The following is an 18,432-nucleotide window of genomic DNA, read 5'->3' as shown; positions in this document are numbered from 1 at the left end:
GGCTCAGTCCATCTCGATCTGGATCTTGACGTCGTTCGGGCGCCCTGCTGCCGCCTCTTCGAACGCCCTGAGGCCGTCGGCGAACGCGAACTTGCGCGAGATGAACGGCTTCACATCAATCATTCCCGAGCTGATCAGCGCCAGCGCGCGCGGGAACACATTCGCGTAGCGGAACACCGATTCGAGGCGCGCTTCCTTCGCCTGCATGGCGACTACGTCGAGCGGCACGCGGTCGACCGGCATCCCGACAAGGACCGCACAGCCACCCGGGCAAAGGAGATCAAACAGGTCATCGTAGACCTTCGCGTTGCCACTCGCTTCGAACACGACGTCGGCACCCCAGCCCGCGGTGACTTCCCGAACGACATCGGCCGGCCGTTGCTCGTGCACATTAACTGTCGTAACTGCTGGATTGCCGGCGAAGAGAGCCAGTTTTTCCTTGATCACGTCTGCCAGAATGACGCGCGACGCGCCGCCTGCCAGTGCGGCCAGGGCGGTCATCGCGCCGATCGTCCCCGCGCCGATGACGACTGCGACGTCTCCCGGCTTCATCGAAGCCTTCTTGGCAGCCTGCAGCCCGATCGACAGCGGCTCCACAATGGCGCCCTCTGCGAACGACACATTGTCGGGAAGCCGGAACGTGAATGCCGCAGAATGCACGACATAAGGCGTCAGGCAGCCGTGAATCGGCGGCGTCGCCCAGAAACGTACCGCGGGGTCCAGGTTGTAGAGACCGCGCATCGTCGCCGGCGAGTCGAATTGCGGGATGCCCGGCTCCATGCAAACGCGGTCGCCCACACGCAGGTGCGTGACCTCACTGCCGGTTTCGACCACCGTCCCGGACGCTTCGTGGCCAAGCACCATGGGTTCTTCGACCTTGAACGGACCGATGCGCCCGTGTGTGTAGTAATGCACGTCACTACCGCAAACACCGACCGTGTGAATCTTGATCTTGACGTCACGAGGACCGACTTCGAGCGGCAGGTCGATATCGCGAAGCGCGAGCTGGCGAGCTTCTTCGAGTACGAGAGCTTTCAAAACTTTCTCCTTACTTGCCTTTGAGCATTGAGTTCAACAGCCGGCTCAGGACGCCGACGAAAATGATCGGGGGTAGAGCGAGCAGGACGGTGGAGGCGTTGATCACGCCCCACGGCACCTCCTGCCCGAGCGACGTGAACGCGGAAGCAACGACCGGCAGCGTCGCGCTTCTCGACGACGTCAGTGCGAGCGCGATCATCAGTTCGTTCCAGACCAATACGAAGCTGAACACGATGCCCCCCATCAGCGTGGTTGCGCTGATCGGCAATGCAATCCGCCAGAAAACCGCGTAGGGGCCATACCCGTCCAGCGTGGCGGCCTCTTCGACTTCGCGCGGCAGACGCTGAAATACCGGAATGGACAACCATGTAATGGTTGACAGCGTGACGAGCAGATACGTGACGACCATCGACAACTTCGTGTCGTAAAGTCCGAGGTCGACCCAGATAGCGATCAACGGTATGGCGACCGCGACCGGCGGCAGGAATCGCAGCGACAAAAGGAAGAACTGGATGTCGCGCTTGCCCGGCACGTGATAGCGCGCGATGACATAGGCAGCGGGAACGCCGAGTAGCGCGCCGAGCACGACAGCAAAACCTACGATGGAGAGGCTGTTTCCGAGTCCAATCAGAACCTCGGGGCTCGACACGACCTGCCGGTAGTTCTCAAGCGTCGGCGAAAAAATGAAACGCGGCGTCGGCGTGACGATGTCGAGCAAATTCTTCAGCGAATTGAGAAACGCCCAAAATATCGGAAACACGGCAACCGCTGCGAGCGCCATGCCGAATGACCATGTGGTACTTCGCGAAATCAGTCTTCCCATTTGTTCACCCGCTTCCAGATGAAAGTGAAAATCAGCGTGGTCGCAACCATCATCAGCACGGCCATACTCGACGCATAGGAGACCTTTCCGGACAATCCGATACCTTGCGAATACGCATACATGTCGAGGGTTTCAGTCGTGATCCCCGGTCCGCCTTTCGTCATCACATAGACCAGATCGAACGAGCGCAGCGATTCGACCATCTTGATGAACACCAGACTCATGATCGGCACCTTCAGCATCGGCAATGCGATATACGCGTAGACCTGCCAGGTGCGCGCATAGTCGAGCCGGGCGGCCTCGAGCGGCTCGGGCGGCAGCGTTTCAAGCAGTTTCAATACGACGACCGAGAAGAACAGCCCCCACTGCCAGATGTCTACGAGCGCCACCGCGTACAGCGCCAGGTGCGGATCGGATAGAAACGCCGTGTTCTCGATTCCCAGCAGGCCAAGAAACCAGCTAAGAATGCCCGTAAGAGGCGAATACATGAACTTCCAGATGAAGGCCGCCGACACTCGCGGTAGAAGCACGGGCACGATCAGCAACAGCGAAATGACGCTGCGCATCCGGCCATGGATCTGCTCGAATAGATAGATCGCAATCAGAACGCCGACCACGACCGCGCCGACCACCGTGGCAATTTCCCAGATCGCCGACACCTCGATGGAATTGAGGAACCGTCTGTCCGAGAACAGCCGGAGGAAATTGCGCAGCCAGACGTACTCGCTGTCCGGGTAGCGCAGCACACGATTCTTCAGCGCGAGGTTGATTGCCGCGACGGTAGGCACTAGACCGAGGACCGCCATCACGGCAAGAGGCGGTCCAAGAAATACGAACGGAAGGCTGGTTTTGCCCCGATTGAACATTGACTTCTCCAACAGCGTAGAGTCCGCGAACTCAGTGTTCCCGTGAGACCACGACCGGATCTGCAGTGCCCCTTGCCGCGCAAGGCGTGCAGCAAGGGGCGCCCACGTTACTTCTTCACGCCATGTTCCATCGCGTCCTGAGCGTACTGAACGGCGTCGTTCAACGTTGCCTGAACGTCCGGCTGCGTACCCGTGAACACCTCCTCCAGTGCGATACCGAGGTTGTCGCCGATGTCCGGCCACTGCGGGCTTGACCAGATCGTGACCTTCGTCACCGGGTTGGTATCGTTCAGGCCGGCGAGAATCTGCGGCTTGACGTGCTTCTGGAAGTAATCGCTCTTGATCGTGCTCGAGCGGTTGTAGTCGCTAAAGACGTTGTCGCGAAGGCGGGCCTGCTCCTGATCCTTGCCCGTCGCCCAGGCAATGAACTTCCCTGCGGCCTGACGCGTGCATTCGTCCTTGGCGCCGACAGAAGAAATCGCGAGGCCATGACCATAGGCAGCCGACGGCAACGGCGTCGGCGGCCTGACGTATCCCACCTTGTCCGCCACACTAGACTTGGTCGGATCTTCCATCCAGTCGGCGAACGGCGTCGATTCGATCATGAACGCGACCTTGCCGGAACGGAACGCTTCGAGCGCGTTGCTCCAGTCGTACGTCGCCGAACCCGGGGGCGCGTATTTGAAGAGGTCCCGATACAGTTGCGTCGCCTTCACCGCGCCCGGCGAATTGAAGGATGGAGCTTGGCTCCTGTCGGTCCAGGTACCGCCCTCGGCGAGCATGAACGGCGCCCAGCGCCACACGTTCATGCCCGACCCGCGTTGCCCGCGTGCAACCCAACCGTACATGTTAGGCGGCGCATTGAGCTTCTTGATGTCCGCAACGAGTTCGTCGAGCGTTTTCGGCACTGGCAGATGCGCTTTCTCGAGAAGGTCACGACGGTAGAACAGGAAGTCGCCTCCGCCGATCAGCGGAGCGAAATACGCGACGCCCTTATAGCTTGCCACCGCGCGCCGGCCCGGCAGGAAGTCGTCGTAGTCGGCGTCTTTCGGGTAGTACTTCAGCAGCGGTACGACCCAGCCCGCTGAGGCAAACTCGGCGACGTTCGCCTCATCGACGTAATAGATTTGATAGGAACCCGCGCCCGTTGACGCGTCGAGTCGTGATTTCGAACGACGGTCGTTTTCACCAAAGTAGTTGATTTCAATCTTGGTGCCGCTGCGCTTTTCATAGTCGGGCAGCGACTTCTCCATGACTGTCAGGCCGAGGCTCTTCTGGGCAAGCACCTTGAGCACGGGAACGTTGCAGGTCTGTGCCGTCGCTAGCATGGGAAGGCTTGCGCCCAGGAACGCACAAGCTGTCAACAATTGAATTGGTTTCACTCTCGTCTCCGCTTTTGGAATGTTCTTTGGCATCGCCATACGGGCGCTGCGATTGAGAGCAGAGCAAGCGTACGGTGACGAGAACTGTAGTGGTCGCGGCCACTGGCCAGCCACTGCAAAAGACGGAAGCCGTTGATACTTTTTGCTCGCACTTTGGGTGCGGTGCACAAAATGTGTCAGTGACCGAAGCGGCCCCGTAAGTGCTCACGCCGTGGAGGACTCCAGTCAGCAGGTCGCTTCGATCGCTTTTTCGTCTCGAAAGTACAGGTGACGAGTGCTGGACAGATCTGTTCCGGCGTACATCGAACGAGTTGCGGTCGGCGTTGTTATGAAAGCAGTCATTCACGGATGGTCGTTTTCGGCGGACTTGCGTGTTCGCAATGGACGAGGATCTCGGCGGATTCGCTGGCGCGTGCCAGGCGTAATCGTCGCGACCAGGATTGCCGCAAGGAACGCGGTATAGATTCGTTTCACAAACATGAGTGGTGCTCTCTTCAGCACCGGTCAGTGCCGCGCGGCAGAGGGTCGATCCACGCGCAACGGAGTCAAATCCTGGGTCCGGATTCGGCGCAGTAAATAACCCGTTAATGGCGAAGATGGCGCGCGCTTTTGAGCGCCATAGGGAATCGCGTTTCGAACCGCAAGTCTTCCGTAAGTTTGATGCCACCGCGGGCCCACGTCTCGCTTACAATAAGATTCATGCATGCATGCTTGCGGTGGTTCCGATGAACCCGCGACATCCATGCCGGTCTGGTGTCGGCACGCGTCCAACGCCAGGAACCTCTCGAAGGAGCCAACATGACACGACTCATTGCTTTGCTTCTAATCGCCGGTACTGCTCTCCTCGCGGGCTGCAACACGGTAGCTGGAGCCGGCGAGGACATATCGAAAGGTGGCCAGGCCATCCGTAACTCGGCCGAGCAAGCCAAATAGGCGACGCTCGCGCCACGCGCCAACTGCCCGACATCGTGCCGCACCGTCGCGCGCCAGCCCCTCTCTGCCCGTTTGGTTTATGGAAGTAGGCATCTGCTCGACCAAAGGCGGGCCGTGGCTGTTTAGTGAAGTCCACGAAGGCCGGCTTCGCTAGGCGGCGCATGTTCCGATGTCGCGAAGGCGCACGTCTCCCTGCTTGAGGCAAGTGCCGCCGATGCGGTCATCGTGGGCGGCGGCATGCACACGCGTGAAGTCGTCGCCGACCCGGCGATGATGGCGCAGTCGCGGTTCGATCCATCAAAACAGTTGCTCGCCGCGCAATGCTCCGGGACGCTGGTGCTGGCCAAGCTTGGGCTGCTCGAAGGGGTGCCGGCTTGTACCGACCTGACGACGAAACCGTGGGTCCAGGAGGCCGGAATTGACGTCTTGAATCCGCCTTTTTTGCCAACGGTAACGTCTCCACCGCGGGTGGGTGCCTCGCTTCACACTACCTTGCCGCCTGGATTCTGGACCGACGACGACCAGCGCGGATTGTCGCTTCGCCTATCCACTACCGGGACATGTCCGTCACATTATTTTGCCCAGTGTTTTGCTTCAAGCATCATTGTGTCGTCCGTGATCTTCAGAAAACTGTCGACGATCGGATTCGTATATTGAAGCTGGGGACACACTGTGAATCCACGAAACACGATGTCCGGTGAAAACGGCCGGAACTGGATCTTCGTGGTATTGGCATCGAAAGTCGCAAGCGGATTCACGATGCCGACGCCCAAACCTCGCGACACCATCGCGCAAATCGTCGCACCGTATGGTGTTTCAATCGTCGGCACCTGATTGACTTCCGCCTGACGCAACACGCGATCCAGCGACGAACGCGTGTCGTCCGCATACGAGGGCAGGATCAGGCTTTCACCGCGCAGATCGCGCGCGTGGATACGTTTGCGCGCAGCCAGCCGATGCCCGGCCGGTAGCGCACACACACCGGGCAACCGGTATAACTCGGCGCTCGTCACACCGAACGCATCGGGCGTCGTCGTGGCGAATCCGATATCGCAATAGGCCGATGAAGCCCACCGCTGGATCGTGCCTTCGCTGCGCATTTCCAGCGATATCGCGATGCGCGGATACGCGGCAAGAAAACGCTCGATCACCATAGGCACGAATGACAACGCCAGCACCGGCGCCGCGACGAGCCGCAGACGGCCACTGCCGAACTGGCGGATTTCACGTGCGGAATGCGCGAGTTTTGCGAGGCCCACAAAACTCCGGTCCACTTCACGATAGAACGCGCTCCCCGCGTCCGTGGCCTGAATACGCCCGCCGTTGCGCGTGAACAGCGCCAGTCCCGTCGACGTCTCCAGTTCTGCAATCAACCGGCTGATGCTCGGCTGCGACGTGCCGAGCTCCTCGGCGGCGGCGGTCATCGAACCGCGCAACATGACCAGCCTGAACGCTTCGATTTGCCGTTGATTCATCCGCTCGCCTCGTCTGCTTTCGTCGATCCGATTCTCAGCTTGCCATATCAAAATTGAATGGCAGGCGTTTTTGGTCGTATTTGACCGGATGGACGACGAAAACCTAGACTGGCTCGCATCCTGTCACCGGCGATGCGCGATGCGTTCCGATACCCTGCTGTTTCATGACGATTTTCGCGTGGCCCCGTACTGGTGGGACGCCGCGCCGCCCGAGACGGTCCGCGACGCGTTGCCGTCCGGCGTCGACGTGGTAATCGTCGGCAGCGGGTATTGCGGCTTGTCGGCGGCCGCGGAAGCTGCGCGGCGCGGCGCGAGCGTCGCCGTGCTCGATGTCGCGGAAATCGGCGCGGGCGGCAGCACGCGCAGCGGCGGCATGGTGTCGAGCGGACAGAAGCTCGCGCTGACTAATGCGATCCGTGGGGTATCGGCAGAACGGTTGGGACGGCTGATGCGCGAATCGATGGCGAGCTTCGACTATCTGAAGCGCCTTGTCGCCGACGAATCGCTCGACGCCGATCTGCAGATCACCGGTCGCTTCTTCGGCGCATTCACCCCGCGTCACTTCGACCGTTTGCGGCGCCAGGGCGATCTGCTGCGCGACAAGACCGGCGTGACAGTGCATATCGTGCCGCGCGCGGATCAGCATGCGGTGATCGGCTCCGACTACTACTACGGCGGGATTCTCGTCGATGAATACGGCGGTCTGCATACGGCCAAATATCATCGCGCGCTGCGCGATCTCGCACGGCGTTGCGGCGCGACTTTGCATTCGCATGCAGGCGTGGAACGGATCGAACGCAATCGCGCGGGTTTTAGGGTTCACGCAACACGGGGGAAAATCGACGCGAAGCATGTGCTGGTCGCGACCAACGGCTATACCGGAGGGCTGCTGCCGTTCTTCTCGCGGCGCGTGCTGCCGGTTGCGAGTTACCAGATCGCGACGGAACCGCTGCCGCCTGGACTCATGGCCGTGCTGAATCCGGGGCGACGGATGATTAGCGATTCGAAGCGCAATCTGTTCTACACGAGGCCGTCGCCCGACGGCACGCGGATGCTGTTCGGCTCGCGCCCGGCGATCCGCGAAGTGAGCGAGCGTGAAGCGGCGAGGATGCTGCACGCGAAGCTGATCGAGTTGTGGCCCGCGTTGCGCGACGTGCGCATCACGCACGCGTGGAAGGGTTATGTCGCGATGACGGGCGACAAGCTCGCGCATATCGGCGCACAGGACGGCATTCACTACGCGCTGGGTTGCAACGGCAACGGCGTCGCGCTGATGAGCTATCTGGGCGCGCGGGTCGTGAAACACATGCTCGGACTCGACGCGCTGCCCGGCGCATTCGGCGAAGGCGCATTTCCGGTCAACCCGGCCGGCATGGCGAGCCGCCTGAGCGTGCCGGTCGGCACGGCGCTCTATACGTTCGACGATCTCTGGAGCGGCCGCGTGCGCGCCGCCCTTTCCTGACTTTCTTGCCATCGCAGGTCCTTTCGACGGAGCAAATATCATGCGTTTTCGCCATCTTCTCAGCCTCATCGCTGTTGTCGTGCCCCTATCGTTCATGTTGACAGGCAACGCGCGTGCCGACGACGTCGGCACGCTGACGCCCGGCAAGCTGGTCGCCGGCGTCGACGCGAACAACAAGCCGTATTCGTATATCGACAACGGCAAGATGACGGGCTTCGACGTCGAATTGCTGCGCGCCGTCGCGGCGAAGCTCGGCCTGAGCGCCGAGTTCCGCGCGCAGGATTTCAGCGGACTGCTGCCGAGCGTCGCGAACCAGCAGATCGATCTGGCCGCCGGGTCGATTTCGATCACGAAGGAACGCCTGAAGATGGTCGATTTCTCAGAGGGCTATCTGACGGGCCTTCTGAGCGTAGCAACCTTGCCCGACAGCACGATCACGAGCGATCCGTCATCGGTGAAGGGCAAACGGATCGGCGTCGTGCAGGGCACCATCGAGGACACGTATTCGGACAGCTACCTGCCGGGCGCGCAGATCGTGCGCTTTCCGAACCTGAACGCGGGTTTCCTGGCGATGCGCTCGAAATACATCGACGGCTACTTCGTGGACAAAACGCTCGTAGAGGGCTTGCAGGGCAAGTATCCGCAAATGAACATCGCGGACAAGCTCGACATCTCGGCAGTCAATCTGCCCGCCGGCTTCCCGGTGCATAAGGGCAACGCGAAGCTCGAGGCGGCACTGAACAAAAGCATCGACGAACTGGTCGCGGACGGCACGTGGGTGAAGCTGTACCTGCAGTTCCACCCGGGTTATTCGAAGCCCGCGAGCCTGCCGCCGTACGCGATGAAGCCCGGTAACTGATTGAGTCCGGTCGCCTGCGGACCGGTGGCTAAACCCGCCGCCGACGCTCAACAAGGAGCGCACCATGGATGCTTTCTTGCAGAACTTTCTCGACTGGCCGTTGCTGATCTCGTCGATGCCGTCGTTGCTGTGCACAGGCCTCGTCAACACGCTGGTGCTGTCGGTGTTTTCGACCGTGCTGGGGATCGTCGCGGGCATGGTGCTCGCGTTGATGGCGGTGTCGCATACGCGCTGGCTGATGCTGCCCGCGCAGGTGTTCATCGACGTGTTTCGCGGCCTGCCGGCAGCGCTCGTGATCCTGCTGGTCGGCCAGGGACTCGCGCCTGTGGGGCTGGCGATCTTCGGACCCAATCCGTATCCGCTCGCGATCGTCGCACTTGGGCTGATCTCGTCCGCGTATATCGCGGAGATTTTCCGCTCCGGCATTCAAAGCGTGGGGCGCGGACAACTGTCCGCGTGTCAGGCACTCGGCATGACGTACTGGAGCAGCATGCGTTACGTGATCGTGCCGCAAGGCGTGCGGCGCATCTTGCCGGCGCTTGCGAACCAGTTCATTTCGATCGTCAAGGATTCGAGCCTGGTCTATTTTCTCGGCCTGCTGACGTCGCAACGCGATCTGTTCACGATCGGCCAGAACACCTCGGTGAACACCGCGAACCTGTCGCCGCTGGTGGCCGCAGGCATGGTGTATCTGCTCGTGACCGTGCCGCTTACGCACGCGATCAACCATATCGACCGCTGGACCAACCGTCATTCGAATCCGGCGCGCAGCAATTCCAGAACGGGATCGTCGCGCCGGCAGCGCGAGGCGCAGGTTTCGGCCAATTCGGCCGTCCCGGTCAGGACCGGCATCGCCGATCAGCATAACTAGTCTTCACAGGCAGGACACCAGCCACAATGGGACCCAAAGTAGAAACGGTCGCTGACGACACCACCTTGCCTGCTCAAGTCGACGTCGTCGTCATCGGCGGCGGCATTATCGGCGTGAGCACGGCCCTTTATCTGAGCGAGAAAGGATTGCAGGTCGCGCTTTGCGAGAAAGGCCATATTGCGGGCGAGCAATCGAGCCGAAATTGGGGCTGGGTGCGCGTCACGCACCGCGACATGCGCGAGTTCGAGCTGAGCATCGAAAGCCTGAAGCTGTGGCGGAAGATGGATGCGACGCTCGGCATCGACACGGGCTTCAATCAATGCGGCATCCTTTACATGACCGACGAAGACACCGTGATGGACAATCATCGCGTATGGCTCGGCAAGGCGCGCAACGTGGCAGGCGACACGTTCGACACACGCGAGGTCGACGGGAGGGCCGTTGCCGAGCTGCTGCCCGGCGCGACGAAAGGGTTCAAAGGCGGACTCTACACACCCGGCGACGGCCGCGCCGAACCGCAAAAAGCCGCGCCCGCAATCGCGAATGCGTTGCGCAAACGCGGTATCAAGATTCTGACGCCATGCGCCGCACGTGGCATCGAAACGAGCGCGGGGTGCGTCAGTGCGGTCGTCACCGAGCACGGCACGATCCGCTGCAAAAGCGTCGTCGTCGCGGGCGGCGCGTGGTCACGGTTGTTTTTCGGCAACCTGGATATCGATGTGCCGCAACTGCTGGTAAAAGCCTCGGTGCTACGCACCGAGCCGCTCGACGGCGGCCCGACCTGTAGCGCGAGCAACAAGACATTCGCGTTTCGCAAGCGCGCCGACGGCGGCTACACGGTTGCATTCGGGTTCCGCACCTATAGCGATCTCACGCCCGATTCATTTCGCCTGTTCTTCAAATATATCGAAGCGCTGAAGAGCCAGTTGGGTTCTTTGCGCATCGGCATCGGCGCGCGCTTTTTCGATGAGTTGCGCCGTCCACGTCATTGGGCGCTCGACCGTCCCACCGCATTCGAACAGGTCCGCACGCTCGATCCCGAGCCGATCGCCAAGTACACCGATGCCGGCTTGCGCGAGTTCACCAAGGTCTTCCCGCATCTGGCGCACGCGCGAATTGCGCAGCGCTGGGCTGGCTACATGGATGTGACGCCGGACGCGATTCCGGTGATTTCCGGTGTCGATACGGTGCCCGGCCTGTTTATCGGCACTGGCTTTTCGGGGCACGGTTTCGGCATCGGTCCGGCGGCCGGAAAGCTGATGGCGGATCTGGTGACAAACGACACGCCGCTCGTCGATCCGCACGCGTTTCGCCTCAACCGTTTCAGCGACGGTACGAAAATCGTGATCGACGCGGGCTTCTAAGGCAATGCTTCCGCGGAGATGTCCATGCAAAAAGTCGCGATGATTTCCGGCGCCAGTCGCGGCATCGGGCTGGCAATCGCAACCAAGTTGTCGCGACGCGGCTATCTGCGTCCGCTGGGCGCGCGCGCGATCCGTCGACGTTCGCCGGCCGCAACCGATTGATGCCGATCCCCTGTATCCGGTACTCTGGCGAAGACCTGCTTATCGCGATCGGCGGTTATGATGAATCTGGATTTTCGGCAAGCCGTACCCGAAGACTCGGAATGGCTATTCGACACGTATCGGCGAACGATGAAAGGTTTCGTTACCTCAGCGTACGGCTGGGACGACGACTTGCAACGGGCGGGGTTTGCAAAGAGCCTTCGCCAAGGCTCTTGTCAAATAGTGACATGTGAAGGCAACCGATGCGGGTTTGTGCACTGGGACGTCGAACCGGATCTCGTATGGCTGAGGATGCTTTGCATCGTGCCGGAGATGCAAAACAAGTCGATCGGCAGTGCAGCGATTGCCAAGGCGATGTCGTTGTCCAGTTACTTACAAAAACCGCTGTACTTGAATGTCTTCGTATGCAACCGAACTGCCTATGACTGGTACAGCAGAATCGGTTTTGTCGAAATCGAAAACGACGGCAAGGTCTCCACTTTGGTGCTTGCTCCTTCGTCGCTACCGGCCCTTACGGCGTGACATGTGCAGTCTTCCAAGCACCATGTCCATAGCGAATACCGGAGTCTCGTTAATCGGGATCACCCCGACGCCCTGTCATATTGGGCCTAAAATTAAAAACAGCGCCGGTCCCTTTGCGTGGGACCCGTCGCCTTGTCCCCTTCCATCAACAGCTGGCGGCCATGAACACTCACAATGCGCGTTTCGTTCGCCCGGTGCTGGCTGCACTGTGCGTGGCTTCGCTCGCAACGCTCGTCGCGTGCAGCGGCAGCTACTGCGTCGGCTTCGACGGCTGTGGCGGCGGAAACGGGTTGCAAAACGTCGCAATATCCGGCACGGCCGCCACCGGCAAGGCACTCGCCGGCGCGATAGTCAGCTTCAGTTGTGCACAGGGTTCGGGCTCCACCCTGTCGGACGGCGGCGGACGCTACAGCCTCACGTTCAACGCCACGCTTCCCTGCATCCTCACCGTGACCTCCGGCGGCGCGACGCTGCATTCGCTGGCATTTGCCGGAGGCACCTTCAATGCGACGCCCGAGACCGAACTGATGCTCGTCTACCTCGCTTCGCAACTTGGCACGAACGAGACCAGTCTGATAGCGGGCCTCCCGAGCAACTTACGGTTCCAGCAGGTGCTGGAAAGCCAGACCGATGTGCTGGCCGCGCAATCGGCAGTTGTCACGAGTCTGCAGCAGCACTATGCGCTCACGCTGACGGCACCGGCGTTTCTGACGACGCCGTTTATCGTCGGGCAAGCGGGCGTCGACAGCGATCTCGGTGCGCTCGCGAAAGCGGGTGCGATCGACGCGGATGGCATGCCCGATCCGGTCGCCGTCGCGCTGCTGTCAGCGGCGGGTCTCGCTCATCCGTTCTAAACGACGTCCACACCTTCATCCGGCACTGGCGGCACAGGCAGCGCCGCCGGCGGCATGATGTGAACCGAGGGAGCGGCTGGAGAACGTGCGCCGGGGAGCGCACGCTCGATCTGTCGCAGTTGCGCTATCAGAACGTTGTCGGCACCTATCGGTAAGCGCTGGTGCAGACCAACCTCTGCGCGGCGCAAGCCTCGCAGATAGCGTCATCGGTGCAAGTTATGCGCGTGCGTCGGCGTGGCGCAGCTTGAACAGCGCCACGATGCCCGACAGGCCATGCGCCTGCTCGTTCAGCGTCGCGGAGGCAGCGGTCGATTGCTCCACGAGGGCGGCGTTTTGCTGCGTCGCCTGGTCCATCTCGGCGACGCTGCGGTCGATCTGGCTGATGCCGGCGCTCTGCTCATTCATCGCGCCGTCGATTTCGCCGATGACGCGATTCACGCGATCGATCCCTTCGACGATTTCCTGCATCGCCGCGCCGGCGGCCTGTACGCGCTGCGCGCCCGTGCCGACACTGGCTTCCGAGGCTTGAATCAAGTCCTTGATCTCGCGCGCGGCGGTCGCGCAGCGCTGCGCCAGCGTGCGCACTTCGCCCGCCACCACGGCGAATCCGCGGCCGTTCTCACCGGCCCGTGCCGCTTCGACGGCAGCGTTCAGCGCAAGAATGTTGGTCTGAAACGCGATGCTGTCGATCACGCTAATGATTTCGGTAATGCGCGCAGAGGACCTGGCGATGTCGTCCATCGTGCTGACTGCGCTCGTCACGACTTCGCCACCGCGCGCCGCCGCCTGGCTCGCCGAGGTCGCCAGCCGCGTGGCCTCCATCGCGGCTTCGGCCGACTGCTTGACGCTGGCGGTCAACTGCGTGAGCGCAGCCGAGGTGTTCTGAAGATTGCAGGCGGACGTTTCCGTGCGCTGCGACAGATCGCGGTTGCCCATTTCGATTTCGCTGGTCGCCGTCTTCATGTTCTCCACGCCGGCACGCACTTCCAGTAGCACCGTGCCGATCTTGTCGACAAAAGCGTTGAACGACGCGGAAATCTGCGCGACTTCGTCGCGGCCCACCACAGGCAGGCGATGCGTGAGATCGCCGCTGCCTGAGCCGATGGTATCCATGGCATCGCGCACCTGCGAGAGGCTGCGGAACGAATGCGAGGTGAAGAACGCGGCAATGCCCACCGCCGTCAGCGTCAGCAACACCATCGCCACACCGAGCGCTTGCAGGACGTTGGCCAGACCCGCCGTTGCCTCCGCCTTGTCGAGTGCGATCACCAGATACCAGTCGGTGCCCTGCACCGGCTGCGCCTTGAGCAGCTTCGCAACCCCGCCCAGATCGACTTCCATCGGCGCACCGGCTTGCGCGAGCGAGGCCAGCGCGTCCGGCGTGAGCGCTGCGGTGATGTCGGTCGCCGGCTTGAGGATCAACCTGGCATCCGGATGCGCGATAACCTGACCGTCGCGCGTCACCACGAAGGCCAGGCTCGAAGGCGTCGGATGCACGGCGGCGACCACTTCGCGCACCCCGTCGAGCGGTACGGCGCCGCTCAACGCGCCGGTCGCCTCGCCGCTACGGATCATCGGCGCGGAAAACGAGACGTAGGGCACGCCCGTCGACACGTCGCCATACGGCTTCGTGACAATCAGCGTGCCGGCCGCGACAGCCGCCTTGTACCAGGGCCGCGCGGTCGGGTCGTAGTCCTTGGGCGTGGTGCTGCTGGTCGAGAAATAGGTCTTGTCGGTCCACCCGACTGTGGTGATCGGAAAGCCGTCCGCACGACTCATATGCTTGACGAAGCCTTGCGGATCGCCGTGCTCGACCTCTTCGGCGGTCGCCTTCACGGCCTGCGCTTTGGCAGCCACCCACTTGTCGATGGCCAGCGCATTGGCGCCGGCGATGGCGCCTAGGTTCTGCGCGATGGTCTCCATCGTGTTGGCGCGCACTGTGGTGTAGGCCGCGGCTCCCGAGAGCGCGAGCGCGCCGATGACTGTGGCGGAGGAAATGATCAGGATGCGGGTTCGGAGTGAGGAAATCATGATTTCCGTGAAGAGTGAAAGGGTGCGGCACGAATCGGAATGCCTGCTGCTACACCTCGGCACGACCCGAGCCGGGTCACGGTTTTAGGGCCACCTTCACGGACTACGGCGAAAAAAGGAAGAACTTGAGGCGCGCGGTGAGCGGCGGGCGCGGCGCGAGGCCAGGTTTGGCCAGGAGCAGATCGACGGGGAAGTCCCTCACATTTGAAAAAGTCGCTGCGTGATTTTTTCAATTCGCTCGCAAGAAAATCGACCTCTCAGATCGACCCACAAACCGCTCGCGAACGCCGGTCAAGGGTAAGAAGACTCCCGAAAACCTCACGACGAAGACGGATAGCGACTTTTTCAACGGTATCGGCCAATAGCTGTCAGTCGATGGCGTGGGCTTTCGGCCGGAGAAGAGACACTCACTCGTGGCCTCTACATCGGAAGGTGACGCGATCGGAACCCGAACCCCTCCGCGAGTGCTCGCGTCTCACTCGTCAACCACGGCGCCTACTGCAGATACCGGACTATGAGCCGTGTCGCTTCGTCGACGAGCGCCGCAAACGCTTCGTCCGAGAGGCTTTCAGAAAGGTGCAAGACCGCTGTATGCGTCAGCGCCTCTATTGATGTCACGCACACGAACGCCGCAAGCCCCAGGTCGACCGCGCGAAACTCATCGCAGTGGGCCTCGAGGTAGGCCCTGAACAGGGCATAGGTTTCCCCGTTTAAGACTTCCGTGTTTTCAAGCCTTCCTGTGCGCGGAATCTGCTCCGCAAACACGCGATGTAGCTCGGGATCGATGCGATGCGCCTCGATCGCTGCGACGACAAGCGTGCGCACTGCTTGCTCCAACGGGAGTGCCGCAGCCTCTGCCAGCGCGCCACGTACGAACTGCATGACGTCCCAATTGTGGCGCTGCATGACGGCGGTAACGAGCGCCTCTTTGCATGGGAAATATTGGTAGAGCGAGCCAACGCTCACGCCCGCTTTCTCTGCGATACGGTTCGTGCTGGCTTTATCGAAACCGTCCCTGACCAAAATGCGAGCTGTCGCTTCAATCAGGGCATCGACCGTCGCGCGCGATCTCCCCTGGGAGGCGTGTTTCCTGGGTTTCGTGAGCGGTTTTCGCGGCATTTCTCGCGCTCCAAATGCGAGTAGGTAAATATGAGTTCTTACTCGTATTATGCATCTGACGAATCGAATAGCAACGCGGAAGCCAACCTTGATCGAACGCGCATCATAACTTCGACGGTGAAAGGAGACATCTCATGATCCATCAGCCTTACTCAAAACTTGTCGCCATCAAACGATGGGCCGATCGCGGCCTCTACGATGTGGTCTGCCAGAATTTCGACCGGCTGAGCAGCGAGGATGCGTCGATCATGCTCCGCATCCTCGACCATATACATGTGGTCGACAGAATCTTTCAGCATCACCTGCAGGGACTGTCGCACACGTTTCAGGCGCCGCGATCGGAGAAGATGCCGGAACTCGAAACGCTTGCGAGCAGTGCGCGAGAGCTCGACGACTGGTACGCGTCTTATGTGGATGGTTTGACAGAACGCGATTTCGAGCAGCCTGTCGATTTCGTCTTCACCAGCGGAAAACCGGCGCGCATGCGGCGAGGCGAGATGATCCTGCATGTGTGCCTGCATGGAACTTATCATCGGGGCAATGCTGGCGCCGTTCTTCAGTTGAAAGGCATCACCCCGAGTCGTGACGCGATCACGGACTTTCTCGAATACGTGACGTGATGCAGGCTGGTAACCGCGTGATGTCCGATTCGGCGGTTCTGAACGACGGCTACGTGGCAGGGGCGTTGTCGCCTATGGGGCTGATACGGAAGTTCGGCATTCGGCCAAAGCCAGTGACGTTCGGATTGACCGCGCACTACCGGGTTGGCGTAACTGGGGACGGTCAGCAAAACACGTGGTCCATTCTGGACGTACTTACGTTTCAACGTACCAGAAGGATTGTTACTGCCAGTTTATACAGTGACTGCTGGGAAATGCGTTCAACATTTCCTTCTAACCGAATCAGGGCCACTAACATCTCCTCGCCGTAGACGATCATTTGATCTACTAGTGAGGCGATCACGTCAGGACTATTTTCCGACTTGTGGAGGAGCAACTTGAGTAAGCCTTCCAGCGACGACAGCAAATAGAACAACGACGTGCGGAACAGAACCACGTTCATAGCCACTCCTTTCCCGAGCAATGCCGCATCTCGGTCGCTAATGAACGATTTCGAGTCAGCAAGCAGGCTGCGGTGTTCGCCTATGCTGCGGGTATTTATCGATTTTCTCGGCGACCGTTTCAGCGGTGGCTTTTGAATCGCATCTGACTGATGCATTTTGCAGTTGAATAAGCGTGAGCGCATCGGTCATTCTGTCCGCAAAATCGATCCTCGATATTATTCTGAGCGGGCGAAATTTCCCTATTCAGCATATCAATATGCTCACAACGTGAATGGCAGAATGCGACCCCTTAAGCGCGTGTCTCGCCCAAATGTAAGAAGACGTTACTCGTCGAGTGGCGACGAAATCGAAGGCGCCACATCGCTTCGCACTCCGGATTGGCGGAATCGCGCCCATGTCTGACGATTTTGCCAAACTCCATTTCTCGCTCGCCGCGGTCATTGCATTTCGTAACAAGTGGCGTTGATCGTGACGGCTACATGCTCTAAATTTTGGGCGTCGACCAGCGACATCCGGCAGCTGGGCGATGTTTCATTCTGCAAATCACGACATGCCGGATACCTGGATGGTCAGCCATCCGACACTGCAAGTCTGCACGCCGTGCGGACTTGACCAAGCGGTCGAACTCGCAATGGGTATCAATTCGACCATAAGCAGCCCGATGAGACCCGACGCGCCGTAGTGGGCTCGCCGAGTTATTCGTGTCATGCCGGCCCGGAGCCAGCTTGACAGTGGCATCCATGGTTGAATATCGACATTCGAGTCGTACTCCTTAAAGCATTGCAGGTGGGAAGTCAAGGTCAATAAGGTGCAAACATCCAATCCGAGCGTTCCACGCGCGACGGCGCCGCCGCGGCTGTCCCGCTTCTTCGGAGGTCAGATGCTACGACCGCTTATTCCCCTTTGCAGGCATGCTGTTGCGGAAGTTCATCCTGATTTGCGACGGTACAACTTAACAATGCGCAACGCGCGAAAAAGGTAAGGTAATGGAATTCGTACGAATGGGTATCCTCTATATTCATCTCATAGCCTGCTGTGTCGCGATTGGTCTCGTGCTGACCAGTGACATTGCCATGGTCAGGCGGCTTTTGGATACTGCCCCGCCCGCCGATCTTGACCAGGTCCACCTGCCCAGTCTGCAGCGCACCGTCACGCTGGCGCTGGCGGCGCTATGGGTCACCGGCATTGTTATCGTTTCGCTCGATGTGCGGACTCAGGGTCTGGCATATCTCCAGAATCCCAAACTTCACGCCAAGGTAGCCATCGTCACCTTGTTGACCTTTAACGGCATCGCTTTGCACTACACGGTCCTCCCGGCATTGCAGAAAGCGGGATCCCTGCTGAAGCTGTCCCTCGAACGGCGTTTGGTTGCCATTTTCGCGGGAGTGGTTTCCGGAGTCTCGTGGTTCTATGCGGCGCTGCTAGGCGTTGGACGTCCATTGAGCTGGAAGTATTCGTTGATCGAGATCCTGGCAGCTTACCCAGCGCTGATTGCGGGCGGAATCGTCACAATGTTGCTTATAACGGCACTAGCGAAATCCAGGAAGCGCGGCGAACGGCGGAATGCCGACGGGGCGGCGGCCTATTGATCGCCGACACCGGGGGGAT

Annotated in this window: 18 protein-coding genes and 1 pseudogene; 11 read left to right on the top strand and 8 right to left on the bottom strand. The window is 60.5% G+C overall.

Translation table 11 applies throughout. The features are described from left to right. Positions 1-3 precede the first annotated feature (3 nt). The 4 genes from AC3WOG_RS23145 to AC3WOG_RS23130 form a co-directional block, all read right to left on the bottom strand. A complete protein-coding gene (locus AC3WOG_RS23145; RefSeq protein ID WP_492580262.1) occupies positions 4-1,038 on the bottom strand; it encodes an NAD(P)-dependent alcohol dehydrogenase in 1,035 nt (344 codons plus the stop codon). Between the two features lie 10 nt (positions 1,039-1,048). Next, entirely contained in the window at positions 1,049-1,861 is an 813-nt protein-coding gene (locus tag AC3WOG_RS23140) for a carbohydrate ABC transporter permease (RefSeq protein WP_492580261.1), read from the bottom strand. Then, complete coding sequence (locus tag AC3WOG_RS23135) at positions 1,849-2,727, bottom strand: carbohydrate ABC transporter permease (RefSeq protein WP_492580260.1); 879 nt, start codon at positions 2,725-2,727, stop codon at positions 1,849-1,851. Before AC3WOG_RS23135 ends, AC3WOG_RS23140 begins: the two co-directional genes overlap by 13 nt. 107 nt (positions 2,728-2,834) lie before the next feature. Beyond that, on the bottom strand, positions 2,835-4,055 hold the full coding sequence (locus tag AC3WOG_RS23130) for an ABC transporter substrate-binding protein (RefSeq protein ID WP_492582414.1): 1,221 nt from the start codon (positions 4,053-4,055) through the stop codon (positions 2,835-2,837). An 852-nt stretch (positions 4,056-4,907) separates the two neighbouring features. On the opposite strand from AC3WOG_RS23130, the gene AC3WOG_RS23125 reads away from it, so the two are divergent. After that, positions 4,908-5,042, top strand: a complete 135-nt coding sequence (locus AC3WOG_RS23125) for an entericidin A/B family lipoprotein (RefSeq protein WP_492580259.1) — start codon at positions 4,908-4,910, stop codon at positions 5,040-5,042. A 138-nt stretch (positions 5,043-5,180) separates the two neighbouring features. After that, positions 5,181-5,596, top strand: a pseudogene (locus AC3WOG_RS23120) (DJ-1/PfpI family protein); the annotation flags it as partial. A gap of 18 nt (positions 5,597-5,614) precedes the next feature. Here the strand turns inward: AC3WOG_RS23120 and AC3WOG_RS23115 are convergent. After that, positions 5,615-6,517, bottom strand: coding sequence for a LysR substrate-binding domain-containing protein (locus tag AC3WOG_RS23115; protein ID WP_492580258.1), 903 nt, complete (start codon positions 6,515-6,517; stop codon positions 5,615-5,617). Positions 6,518-6,656: 139 nt separating this feature from the next. Between AC3WOG_RS23115 and AC3WOG_RS23110 the strand changes: the two genes are divergently transcribed. From AC3WOG_RS23110 to AC3WOG_RS23080, 7 genes are all read left to right on the top strand, one after another. Beyond that, on the top strand, positions 6,657-7,979 hold the full coding sequence (locus AC3WOG_RS23110; protein ID WP_492580257.1) for an NAD(P)/FAD-dependent oxidoreductase: 1,323 nt from the start codon (positions 6,657-6,659) through the stop codon (positions 7,977-7,979). Between the two features lie 94 nt (positions 7,980-8,073). After that, the gene (locus AC3WOG_RS23105) at positions 8,074-8,838 is read left to right on the top strand and encodes a substrate-binding periplasmic protein (RefSeq protein ID WP_492582413.1); all 765 of its coding nucleotides are present in this window, start codon (positions 8,074-8,076) and stop codon (positions 8,836-8,838) included. Positions 8,839-8,902: 64 nt separating this feature from the next. Continuing rightward, the gene (locus AC3WOG_RS23100; protein WP_492580256.1) at positions 8,903-9,709 is read left to right on the top strand and encodes an amino acid ABC transporter permease; all 807 of its coding nucleotides are present in this window, start codon (positions 8,903-8,905) and stop codon (positions 9,707-9,709) included. A gap of 26 nt (positions 9,710-9,735) precedes the next feature. Beyond that, entirely contained in the window at positions 9,736-11,073 is a 1,338-nt protein-coding gene (locus AC3WOG_RS23095) for an NAD(P)/FAD-dependent oxidoreductase (protein WP_492580255.1), read from the top strand. Between the two features lie 24 nt (positions 11,074-11,097). Next, positions 11,098-11,235 (top strand): hypothetical protein, encoded by a 138-nt coding sequence (locus AC3WOG_RS23090; protein WP_492580254.1) that lies wholly within the window; start codon positions 11,098-11,100, stop codon positions 11,233-11,235. A 57-nt stretch (positions 11,236-11,292) separates the two neighbouring features. Continuing rightward, positions 11,293-11,757: a GNAT family N-acetyltransferase gene (locus tag AC3WOG_RS23085; protein WP_492580253.1), complete on the top strand. Its 465-nt coding sequence runs from the start codon at positions 11,293-11,295 to the stop codon at positions 11,755-11,757. A gap of 161 nt (positions 11,758-11,918) precedes the next feature. Beyond that, positions 11,919-12,611 (top strand): hypothetical protein, encoded by a 693-nt coding sequence (locus tag AC3WOG_RS23080; RefSeq protein WP_492580252.1) that lies wholly within the window; start codon positions 11,919-11,921, stop codon positions 12,609-12,611. 216 nt (positions 12,612-12,827) lie between these two features. Here the strand turns inward: AC3WOG_RS23080 and AC3WOG_RS23075 are convergent, their stop codons facing one another. After that, on the bottom strand, positions 12,828-14,642 hold the full coding sequence (locus AC3WOG_RS23075) for a methyl-accepting chemotaxis protein (RefSeq protein ID WP_492580251.1): 1,815 nt from the start codon (positions 14,640-14,642) through the stop codon (positions 12,828-12,830). A gap of 495 nt (positions 14,643-15,137) precedes the next feature. Then, a complete protein-coding gene (locus AC3WOG_RS23070; RefSeq protein ID WP_492580250.1) occupies positions 15,138-15,761 on the bottom strand; it encodes a TetR/AcrR family transcriptional regulator in 624 nt (207 codons plus the stop codon). A 134-nt stretch (positions 15,762-15,895) separates the two neighbouring features. On the opposite strand from AC3WOG_RS23070, the gene AC3WOG_RS23065 reads away from it, so the two are divergent. Beyond that, on the top strand, positions 15,896-16,381 hold the full coding sequence (locus AC3WOG_RS23065; protein WP_492580249.1) for a DinB family protein: 486 nt from the start codon (positions 15,896-15,898) through the stop codon (positions 16,379-16,381). 202 nt (positions 16,382-16,583) lie between these two features. Here the strand turns inward: AC3WOG_RS23065 and AC3WOG_RS23060 are convergent, their stop codons facing one another. After that, positions 16,584-16,979: a hypothetical protein gene (locus AC3WOG_RS23060; RefSeq protein ID WP_492580248.1), complete on the bottom strand. Its 396-nt coding sequence runs from the start codon at positions 16,977-16,979 to the stop codon at positions 16,584-16,586. Positions 16,980-17,825: 846 nt separating this feature from the next. Here AC3WOG_RS23060 and AC3WOG_RS23055 point away from each other — a divergent pair. After that, positions 17,826-18,413 carry a hypothetical protein gene (locus AC3WOG_RS23055; protein WP_492580247.1) on the top strand — a complete coding sequence of 196 codons (588 nt, stop codon included), beginning with the start codon at positions 17,826-17,828 and terminating at the stop codon, positions 18,411-18,413. The last annotated feature ends 19 nt before the right edge of the window (positions 18,414-18,432 follow it).

The organism is Paraburkholderia sp. FW306-02-B (assembly GCF_058782725.1).
This window is presented reverse-complemented; position numbering and strand designations above follow the sequence as displayed.

Bases quoted from the DNA above. Each gene is read 5' to 3' on its own strand.
- AC3WOG_RS23080 (WP_492580252.1), top strand. From the start codon at position 11,919: ATGAACACTCACAATGCGCGTTTCGTTCGCCCGGTGCTGGCTGCACTG.
- AC3WOG_RS23125 (WP_492580259.1), top strand. From the start codon at position 4,908: ATGACACGACTCATTGCTTTGCTTCTAATCGCCGGTACTGCTCTCCTC.
- AC3WOG_RS23060 (WP_492580248.1), bottom strand. From the start codon at position 16,979: ATGCATCAGTCAGATGCGATTCAAAAGCCACCGCTGAAACGGTCGCCG.
- AC3WOG_RS23065 (WP_492580249.1), top strand. From the start codon at position 15,896: ATGATCCATCAGCCTTACTCAAAACTTGTCGCCATCAAACGATGGGCC.
- AC3WOG_RS23095 (WP_492580255.1), top strand. From the start codon at position 9,736: ATGGGACCCAAAGTAGAAACGGTCGCTGACGACACCACCTTGCCTGCT.
- AC3WOG_RS23085 (WP_492580253.1), top strand. From the start codon at position 11,293: ATGATGAATCTGGATTTTCGGCAAGCCGTACCCGAAGACTCGGAATGG.
- AC3WOG_RS23055 (WP_492580247.1), top strand. From the start codon at position 17,826: ATGGGTATCCTCTATATTCATCTCATAGCCTGCTGTGTCGCGATTGGT.
- AC3WOG_RS23070 (WP_492580250.1), bottom strand. From the start codon at position 15,761: ATGCCGCGAAAACCGCTCACGAAACCCAGGAAACACGCCTCCCAGGGG.
- AC3WOG_RS23135 (WP_492580260.1), bottom strand. From the start codon at position 2,727: ATGTTCAATCGGGGCAAAACCAGCCTTCCGTTCGTATTTCTTGGACCG.
- AC3WOG_RS23075 (WP_492580251.1), bottom strand. From the start codon at position 14,642: ATGATTTCCTCACTCCGAACCCGCATCCTGATCATTTCCTCCGCCACA.
- AC3WOG_RS23115 (WP_492580258.1), bottom strand. From the start codon at position 6,517: ATGAATCAACGGCAAATCGAAGCGTTCAGGCTGGTCATGTTGCGCGGT.
- AC3WOG_RS23105 (WP_492582413.1), top strand. From the start codon at position 8,074: ATGTTGACAGGCAACGCGCGTGCCGACGACGTCGGCACGCTGACGCCC.
- AC3WOG_RS23100 (WP_492580256.1), top strand. From the start codon at position 8,903: ATGGATGCTTTCTTGCAGAACTTTCTCGACTGGCCGTTGCTGATCTCG.
- AC3WOG_RS23110 (WP_492580257.1), top strand. From the start codon at position 6,657: ATGCGTTCCGATACCCTGCTGTTTCATGACGATTTTCGCGTGGCCCCG.
- AC3WOG_RS23140 (WP_492580261.1), bottom strand. From the start codon at position 1,861: ATGGGAAGACTGATTTCGCGAAGTACCACATGGTCATTCGGCATGGCG.
- AC3WOG_RS23090 (WP_492580254.1), top strand. From the start codon at position 11,098: ATGCAAAAAGTCGCGATGATTTCCGGCGCCAGTCGCGGCATCGGGCTG.
- AC3WOG_RS23130 (WP_492582414.1), bottom strand. From the start codon at position 4,055: ATGCTAGCGACGGCACAGACCTGCAACGTTCCCGTGCTCAAGGTGCTT.